This is a genomic window from Methylobacterium sp. Leaf108, assembly GCF_001423265.1.
Lineage (GTDB): Bacteria > Pseudomonadota > Alphaproteobacteria > Rhizobiales > Beijerinckiaceae > Methylobacterium.
In genome coordinates this window covers 1-9,970 of record NZ_LMND01000019.1, presented here as the reverse complement: position 1 = coordinate 9,970, position 9,970 = coordinate 1, and the positions used below count along the sequence as shown (strand labels likewise).

Here is a 9,970-nt window from a genome sequence, read left to right as displayed (position 1 = left end):
CCGCCCCGGTCGCCGCCTCGTCCACGTCGTTGACCACGATCGTGAAGTCCTTCGTGAACGTCGCGCCACCCCCGTCCGTCGCCGTGATCCCAACGGTCACACTTGCTTGATGCTCGAAGTCGAGGCTCATGCCGGCCACCAGCCTGAGGACGAGCCCCGCCTCGGTGACGGCGACCTCGAACCGGGGGTCGTCCACGGTGAAGACGAGGTCATCGCCCTCGGGATCGGACGCGCCGACGCGGCCGACGATGCGGCCGTCAGCAGCCTCGTCGACGGAGAGGTGATCCATGGCGATCGCGGTGGGACCCGCGTTGCGATGAAGCACGGTGACGACGACGGTCTCGGTGACCGCATGGCCGGAGCGATCGGTGGCGGTCACCAGGAGGTCGTAGGAACCGGCCGCCCCCCCGACAAAGGTCAGGACGGCCTGCGACGTCGCCGTCGCGGCGATCGAGAAGGCACCGTCGAGTGACCGACCGTCGAGTCCCGAGAGGGAGAAGCTGAGGACATCCCCGAGGAGCAGGTTCGGATCGTGCCCCGTGATCGTGGCCAGGGGTGTGCCGGTCGACCCGTCGTCCACGACGAGGGCGCCACCGTCGTGCGCCGTGATTGCCCCGATGGAGGGGGCTGCGCTGACGAGGATGTCGGGAGCGAGCGTCAGATCGGCCAGAAAACCATCGACGGACACCCATTCGACGGCCGTGACACGATCGAGCGCTCCGTTTCTGTCGGTGATCGCGTAGAGCGTGCCCTCGCGTGTGACGGCATAGTCGAAGAACGAACCGTCGAGCACGACGGTGTCGATCCCCAGGCCGCCGTCGAGACGATCGCTGCCGTCGCCGCCCTGGAGGCGATCGTCGCCGGTGCCGCCGTCGAGGGTGTCGTCGCCGGCCCCGCCGAGGAGGGTGTCGTCGCCGTCGTCGCCGACGAGGCGGTTGGCGGCGTCCGAGCCTGTCAGTCGATCGCTCTCGACGGACCCGATGACGTTCTCGTACTCGCCCGCCAGGACGATCACGACGCCGTCGCTCGAACTCGCCGTCTCCCTCGACAGATCGACGATCGCCGAGGTCTTGGAGGCCGCGAAGTTGAGCGTATCGACGCCGCCGTCGGTATCGACGAGGGTGGCCCTGCCGGGATCGAGGGCCGCAAGGTCAGCGAAGCTGCCGGTGATGAAGGCGGTATCGTCGGGCGTGTCCCAATCGCCGTAGACTTGGAGGCTGGCCTCGAACGCGATGAAGGTGCTCGGGGCCTGACTATGGGTCAGTTCGACGCGCCAGGTTCCGAACGGATCCTCGCCCCAGGTGGCGACCGAGCCGAACGTGAAGTTCAGGCTGGTGCGCGAGCCGACCACCGCCATGGATTCGGCGATCGCCGTGCGTGTCCCGTCCGGCGAGACCAAGGCGATGCTCAGGTCCTTGAGACCGCGGTCGTAGAGATTCACGTGCAGGGAAACGTGATCGATCGAGAACCCGGTCGCGTCCGGAGAGATCAGCTCCGCTTCCAGCACGGTTCTGGTCTTGTCGAGGCTGGCGGGAATCGCGAAAGCCAGCTCGAGACGCTGCTCGTTGGCGGCCGTCGACTGACTGTGCCAGTGACGCGCCAGGTTCACCGCTGCGGCGGCGTCGAGGGTGCCGAAGCCCCCCTCGCGGTCGAACATCAGGCCGCCGCCGTTGAAGGCGGTCGCGCCGTTCGCGGCGGTGGGACCGCCGAGGCGGGACCGGGAACTGAGTGCCAGGATCTCCTGCACGTCCCGATATCCCAGCAGCGGGTTCTCGGACAGGATCAGCGCGACCGCACTCGACACGAGAGGAGCGGCGAACGACGTCCCGGAGACGTAGGAATACTCCGTCGCTCCGTCTGAGCCGCCGTTCGTCGTGAGAACGCTCATCCCCGGCGCCGTCAGCAGCACGTTGGCCCCCGGGCTCGAGAAGAACGCCGGGGTCCCCTTGTCGTCGTGGGCACCGACCGCGATCGTGAAGCGCGAGGCCGCCAGGCTGTGGAATCCCGCATCGTCGGAGACGCTCACGCCGTTCTTCATCACTTTGCCGTTACCGGCGGCAAAGACGAAAACCGTGCCGAGGCCCTCGCGACCGTCGCCGACGGCGCCGGCCAGGGCCGCGGCCGTGGTGGCGAAGTTCGCATTCTCGAAATTGTCGGCGAACGCGGTCGTGAATCCCCAGCTGTTGTTGCTGACGTCGTAGTTGGCCTGATGGGCGATGATGTCGGCCAGTTCCGACATGACGAAGTTCTCGCCGTAGCGCAGGAACGTCGCCGTCAGGATGCTCCCTTGTGCGGCGCCGACCGTCGCGATGGCGTTCGCCATGTCGCCCGAGATGAGGCCGGCGACGTTGGTGCCATGGCGCTGCGTCGTGAGGTCGGGCCGAGCGTCCATCGCATCGGCGGCATCACGCGGATCGTAGTCGATCGTGGCATCGTAGGCCCAGGCCAGGTCGGCGTGTCGATAGTTCACGCCCTCATCGACGACGCTGATGACGGTGCCTTCGCCCTTGGCATAGGCCCAGGCCTCGGCGAAGCCGGCTCCACCGGGAACGGTCGTCGACAGGTGCCACATCTTGGGCGCCGTCAGCTGTCCTGCGTAGGCCGCATTGTAGCCGAGCGACCGGACCTGATCGGTGTCGTCGACGATGCCGTCTTCAAGGCCGTCTGATGAGAGCGATGTCATGCCAGCGTTCCCGGATGGGAATCGCGAGATATCGGACCGATCAGTACATTCGGTTTATGCGGGCATGATTATTTCATAAAACATCGATTAAGTTAATATTAATCACTAATTTTGCCGAGGATCAGCACAACGATGGACGTAGTTAATGGATCATCCCGCCAATCATGACATCGCGTTCTGTCTGGCACGGTCGGGGCGCATGATCGCTGCCTTGGCCTGATCGGCGCTAATAAATCGACCTCGACGAGAATGTAAAAAGTGTACCCATCTCAGGGTTGTATAACATGAGATAGATTCAAGTATTGTTGTCGCTCATGGCAATAGGATTACATTTGAAACGTCGTTCATCACTGACAAACGTAAAACTGCCGAACGCAATGCGGATCGATTTGAGCCGTGCTCTCGCTACAGTGATGCAAAAGTCGTTTAATCAATATAGCAACTCTCGCTCGCTGCCCTATCGAAGAAGATACGATATCGCCACTTTTCGGAAGCCGTCTTCGCATTGCGAAACGTCGTCGCGTCCGATGAATGCTGTGAGAATCAGTACATCGCCTCATTGACAACCCCTGCCTGCGCATGGCTTTTGGCGAACACTTAACGCCCGGTTAACGGGGCGTGACAGGGAAGTGATCGCCAAGTCCTGACACCCGTCAAAAGCGCTCATTGCCCGTTTTATGCGGACGCTGCCGCTCGGCCTGCGTCACTCTGTCTGTAACCGAGTAGGGGTATGTGATGGCGACGTTGTTTGATCAGCAGGGCGGCTCGACCGTTTACTCCACGATCCAGGCGGCCGTCGCAGCGGCGTCTGCAAACGACACCATCATCGTCGGTCCCGGCACGTATTACGAAAACGTCATCATCGATAAGCCGCTGACCCTACTGTCCGAAAGCGGTCGCGGTACGACTTCCATCGTCGGCTCCCCTGACAATTCAGGCCAGGGCGCCATCGAGATCGTGGCGGGCGTGAACAACGTCACCATCGGTGGGGTCGGACAAGGGTTCACCGTCGTCGGCTTCGACGGCCCGCCCAATATCGAGCGCGCCGCCATCTACCTGACCGGAAACCATTCGGGACTGCGCATCATCGGAAACGACGTCGTGGCCAACGGCGACGGCGGTCTGACCAGTGAATTCGGTAGAACGCTGACCGACATTCTGATCGACGGCAACATCTTCTCCGGCCAGACATTTACGGGTTCGCAGCCGGGTGGAAGTGGTTTCGGCGCGCAATTTTCCGACGCCAACGTGCCGCGCCAGCTCGTGGTGCTGGGTTCGAACGAGGGACCCTCGTCGAACATCGTCTTCACCAACAACCTCGTGTCCGGGACCGCCGGCGGTACGAACGCGGGCGGAAACCCGCAGGGCAACAATCTTGTCACGATCGACGCCGCGAACACGACGATTTCGAACAACACCTTCACGGGCTTCACGAACCGCTTCGCCACCCAGCTGCGCAGCCGGGAAGAGAACACGACGATCCAGAACAACACGTTCTCGAACGACGCCGGCGGCAACCTCGGATCGTCCATCGAGACCGACGGTCAGCCTGGCACCGTGTCGGGCAACCGGCTGACCTATGGCTCCGGCAACGATCTGATCTTCGCGTCGGCCGGCAATGACGTGATCGACGGCGGCGCGGGCACCGACACCTATGACCTCACCGCGGCTGGAACCGCGGGCAGCTTCGCCGACCTCGCCTCCGGCAATTCGTTCTCCACGGCCACCGGCGTCGATTCCCTCGTGAACATCGAGAACCTGCGCGGGAGCGCCGGTGCCGATGGCCTCTACGGGTCGGGGGCGGACAATGTGTTCTTCGCGACCGCCGGCGCCGACGTCATCGACGGCCGCGCCGGTATGGACACGCTCGATGCGTCGTCCGCGACCACCGCGGTGACGATCAACCTCGCCACCGGAAGCGTCAGCGGTGCATTCTCGGCCGGGCTGACCGGGATCGAGAACGCGACCGGTGGTTCGGCCGGCGACACCTTCGTCGGATCCGCTTCGGTCGCCAACCTCCTGGTCGGTAACGGCGGCGACGACAGCTTCAGCGGCCTCGGTGCGGGCGACATCCTGCGTGGCGGGACCGGCTTCGACACGGCGACGTTCACCGGCCCCTACACGCAGACTGCGATCGCTGCCGGTACGGTGCCCGGAACCTTCACGGTGGCTGTCGCCGGCGGGGTCGTGACACTTGACGGCATCGAGCGCGTGACCTTTGCCGGTACGACCGTCTGGCTCGTCACCGACGCGGCTGGCCTGACCTCGGCCCTGGCCGGTGCCGGCGTCAACGACGTCATCAAGCTGGCGCCCGGCAACTACGCAGGCGCGTTCTCGGTCACGACGGCCGGGCTCACGATCGAGAGCGTCACCGGCAACGCCGCGGACGTGATCCTCCAGGGCACCTTCCGCTCCGCCAACGGTCTTGCCGCCGACGCCAGCGTGTCGAGCTTCCTCGAGACGGCGAGCGGATATACCGGCGGTACCGCGGCCATCGGTCTGAGCATCGCCGCGAACGACGTCACGATCGCCGACATCACGTTGTCCAGCTACCAGACCGGCATCAACGTCGGCAGCAACCGCGGGCTCACCCTCGACGGCATCGTCCTCGACGGCTTCGTGACAGGCATCAACAAGGCGACCCAGGCGGCCGTCACCGACTTCACCTGGACCGGTGGAACCGTCAGGGACGGCTATCACGGCGCGACCTTCAACGCCTCCGCCGGCGAGGAGGGAGATTTCTCCAACGTCACCATCGACGGCGTGAGCTTCCAGAACCTCACCGAGAAGGGCCTGTACTTCGAGCAGCTTTCGAACGCGGACCTCGTCGACCTCGTCATGACCGATGTCGGCCAGTTCGGCCGCGGCCCCGCCTTCGGTGGCAGCGGTGCCAACCTCGGAGGCTTCGGCGCCGGCATCGACATCAACCTGAAGTACGAGGCCTATTCGAACATCACCATCTCCGACTTCGCCTTCACGGATGTCGGCCTGTCGGACGGCGGCGGCGCACCGCATCCGTTCGGAGGTGCCATCACGCTCAAGGCCCGCGACGACGCGCCGAGCTACAACGGCAATCCGGCGAGCCTCGACGGCGTCGTCATCGAGAACGGCACCATTTCAGGCACCTCGACGGGTATCCGCATCGGGGAGCCCGGCAAGACCAATACCGGCCCCACCGGCGTCGATGTGACCAACGTCGCCATCACCTCGGCCGCGAGCGGCTCCTACGACAACCGCACCCTGTCGGTCCTCGACGTGACGCTGAGCGGCGACGCCGACACCGTTTCCACCTCGCCCGGGGCCACCGGCCCGATCACCTACGCCGGCCTCGGCGGTGACGACACCTATCGGATCATCGGCGGAGAGACCATCGTCGAAGGGCTCGACGGCGGCATCGATACGGTGGTGACCGGGGGCGGCTACACGCTCGGCGCCAACGTCGAGAACCTGACGCTCCTCGACGTCGCCACCGGTGTGGACGACTTCCAGGATTTCGACGCCGGCCCCATCGCCAACGGCGAGAACGGCTGGACCGTCCTCTCGGGTGGCAGCGACCAGGGTGTCGTCGACCTCGGCGGTAACAAAGTCTTCCGGATGTCGAGCGATCCGACCTCGGGCGGATTCTCTGGGCCCTATTCGGCGAGCCTCGGGGTCGCCGCCGGTGAGCGGGGCACCACGGCCGAAGGCAACGTCCACGTCCTGTCCTTCCGGGTGAAGGCCGTCTCCGAGACTGCCGACAACTCCCGTCTGGAGGTGGATTTCGGTACCGAAGCCGGCACCGACCGCAACAACTTCATGGTGATCGAGTCGATCTCCGGTCAGGGCCTGCGTGTCGCGGTCGCCGATGCCCTGCCGGGTGGGAACTTCGACACGGGCGCGGGCGTCAACGACTTTGCCGCCTTCACCGGCAACCGGACCCTCGTCTCGGGTCTGTCGTCCGCTACTTGGCACGACATCGAGCTGCGCCTCACCTACGTCGACGGCGCGGACAACGACGTCATCCAGATCTACGTCGACGGCGCCCTCGCCGGGACGAGCACGACCTTCGAGAACTATCGCGATGCGATCGGTGGCACTCACGGCGCCAACGCCGAGGCCAACCAGACCAACCGCATCTTCTTCCGGCCGAGTGCCGGCGGCGCACCGCAGGACGGCGCCTTCGGGCAGAACCAGGGCTTCTATTTCGACGACATCGAGAACCGCATCGTTTCGGAGGGAACCGGCAACGCGCTCGCCAACGTCATCACCGGCGGAGCCGGCGACAACGTCCTCACGGGCCTCGCAGGCGACGACACCCTGATCGGCGGCGACGGAGACGACGTCCTGGTCGGCGGCGCGGGCAACGACCGCCTCGACGGCGGCGACGGTGACGATCGCATCGAGGCGACCCTCGGCGACGGCAACGACGCCATCGACGGCGGCGCGGGCACGGATACGCTGGCGGTGTCCGGCACCGGCGGCGACGATACGGTCTCGGTGACCGTCACCGGCGGCGTTCTCGGCGGTACCGGCGATACCATCGTCAACGTCGAGAGGATCTCCCTCGACCTCGGCGCTCAGGGCACCTCCGGCGACACCCTCGACTACAGCGGAAGCACCGAAGCGGTCACCGTCGACTTGTCGGTGGGCACCGCCTCGGGCTTCACGTCGGTGGCGGGCGTCGAGAACGTCATCGGCGGTGCCGGGGCCGACACGATCACCGGCGATGCCGGCGCCAACGCCATCACCGGCGGAGCGGGCGACGACGTCATCGACGGCGGGAACGGCACGGATACGGCCATCTACGGGGTCGCCCTGACCGGCGCCTCCTTCACGAAGGCGCCCGGCTCGGCGATGGCCTGGCAGGTGGCGGCAGGCACGGAGGGAACCGATACCCTGACGGGTATCGAGACAATCGTCGATGCGAACGGGAAGAAATTCCTTCTCGTTGGCGCCGGTGGCTTCGCCACGCTTCAGGGCGCCATCGACGCATCGTCGAACGGCGACACGATCGTGGTCATGGCCGGCACGCTGGCCGATATGGGCAGCGTCGACGTCGACAAGTCCGTGACCATTCGCGGGGCCTATGCCGGCCTCGACGGTGCAAGCGAGGACCGTGACGCGGCCGGCGAGTCGATCCTCAACGGCGGTCTCAATGTTTCGGCCGATGGCGTGGTCATCGACGGGCTCACCGTGGTCGGCGGAGCCTCCAACGCCGGGAATCAATCCGGCATCTACGTGAGCGCCGACAATGTCACGATCACGCATTCGGTCGTCGATGCCGGTTCGAACCCCGGCTATCCCGGCTTCCTGACGCCCTTCGGCGGTAACGTGTCGGGCCTGATCATCGACGGCAACCTCGTCACGGGGTGGGACAACGGCGGCTACTTCAACCCCTCGACCCAGTTCATCGTCAGGAACAACACGTTCACCGACTTCGGCAATGCCTTCGTCGGCGACGACTGGGCGGCGGGCACCCTCATCGACAACAACGATTTCGCCGATACCGCGGCGTCCACCGTCGGCTACGGCGTCCTGGACGGGGTCGAGGACGTCCAGCAGTATTTCGGGACGAACAACACCTTCAGCGATACGGGCCTGGGCAGCGATCGCAAGATCGGCGTCTATCTCTATGGCGACGGACTCGGCGACGGAAACGGCCAGGCCGTGACCGGCACCGACCAGGGCGACTTCATCACGGCCGAATACGCCTCCATCGCCAATTCGAACCCCGACGACACGATCGACGGTGCTGCGGGCGACGACCGGCTCGCGGGAGCTGCCGGTAACGACGTCCTGATCGGAGGCGCCGGTAACGACATCCTCGAGGGCGGCGCCGGTATCGACACCGCCCGTTATACCGGCGCGATCGACCCCAGGACGGCGGTGTCCTACGATGCCGCGCAGGCCAGCTGGACGGTTGCGACGGGAGCCGGCGAAACCGACACCCTCTCCGGCGTCGAGGTGATCGACGGTGCGGAGACGGGCAGAACGCTGCTGGTCGGCGGCAACGGGTACGCCTCGATCCAGGCCGCGGTCGATGCCGCCGCCAACGGCGACACCATCCTCGTCGCGTCCGGCGCGTGGCTCGGCGACGTCGCCATCGCCGACAAGGCGCTCACCATCCTGGGAGTGAACAACGAGGGCATCAAGGGGGCGGCCACGCGCGGCGCGGAATCGTCGATCGTCGGTCGCGTCTCGGTCTCCGGTAGCCAGAACGTCACGCTGGACGGCATCGAGTTCCGCGCCACCTCGGCGACCGGCACCACCGGTGCGTCGAATCCGGCACTGAACTTTGCCGGATCGGGCAGCTACGTCGTCACGAACTCGGTGTTCTTCAACGAGACCGTTGGAGGAAATACCGAATCCCGTGCGATCGGGCTCTACACCGCCCTCTCCGGCGCCGTGACGATCGCAAACAACCTGATCACCGGAGCGAACGCGGCCAACTTCTCGACGGCATCCTGGCAGCGCGGCATCTGGTCCGACGGCACGAGCGCCGATCTCACCATCACCGGCAACACGTTCCAGTACGTGCGCTCGGCCGTGAACCTCGACGGGTACGACGACGCGACCCACGAGGTCGCCGGCAACGTCTTCAAGGAGGCCGGCACCGGTATCTCCGTCGGTGTTCCCAAGACGGACACCTACGCCGGTATCCACGACAACGACTTCCAGAATGTCGGTACCGACTTCAATTTCCAGAACGTGGCCACGCGCCCGATCGTCCTGGACCTGACGGCGACGCAGAACACCTCCTCCACCGCGCAGCCGATCGTCGTCCTGGGCGGCCAGCTCGGGGACTCTCTGACGGGCTCGTCCGGTGCGGACGCCCTCCAGGGCAACGGCGGCGACGACACGCTGACGGGTGGCCTGGGTGATGACAGCCTCGCAGGCGGTCTCGGCGACGACACCGCGATCGTCAACGTCAGCACGGATGGGGCCGACAGCGTCGATCTCGGCGCCGGCGCCGACCGGGTGACGGTCAACGCCGCGACGGCCGGACAGGTACGCCTGACCTTCACCTCSTCGGAGGTGGGCAAYGGCAGCGGCCTCGATGCCGGMAACGGCCTGGCGGTGCGGTTGCAGGCCGAGGACGGCTCGGACGTCCCGACCGGCCCGGTCGGCCGCTACGACGACGAAGGCACCACCTTCGTGGCCGGAACGGGCGTGACCTTCGATGTCCGCGACATCAGCGGGACCCAGCGCGGCGACGCCTTCACCACCGCGACCCTCGGGACAAACCTCGGCGAGACGGTGACGGGCACGGCCGGGGCGGACTACGTCAAYGCCGGCCAGGGTGCCGAC

The 9,970-nt window shown here is 65.8% G+C and carries 1 protein-coding gene and 1 pseudogene; one reads left to right on the top strand and one right to left on the bottom strand.

The genetic code is table 11. The features are described from left to right. Nucleotides 1–2,683: S8 family serine peptidase (locus ASF39_RS22545; protein WP_056283861.1), on the bottom strand; the 2,683-nt coding region annotated here is incomplete at its 3' end. 735 nt (nt 2,684–3,418) lie between these two features. Between ASF39_RS22545 and ASF39_RS11120 the strand changes: the two are divergent. Further along, nucleotides 3,419–9,970: pseudogene (locus tag ASF39_RS11120) on the top strand (hypothetical protein); the annotation flags it as partial.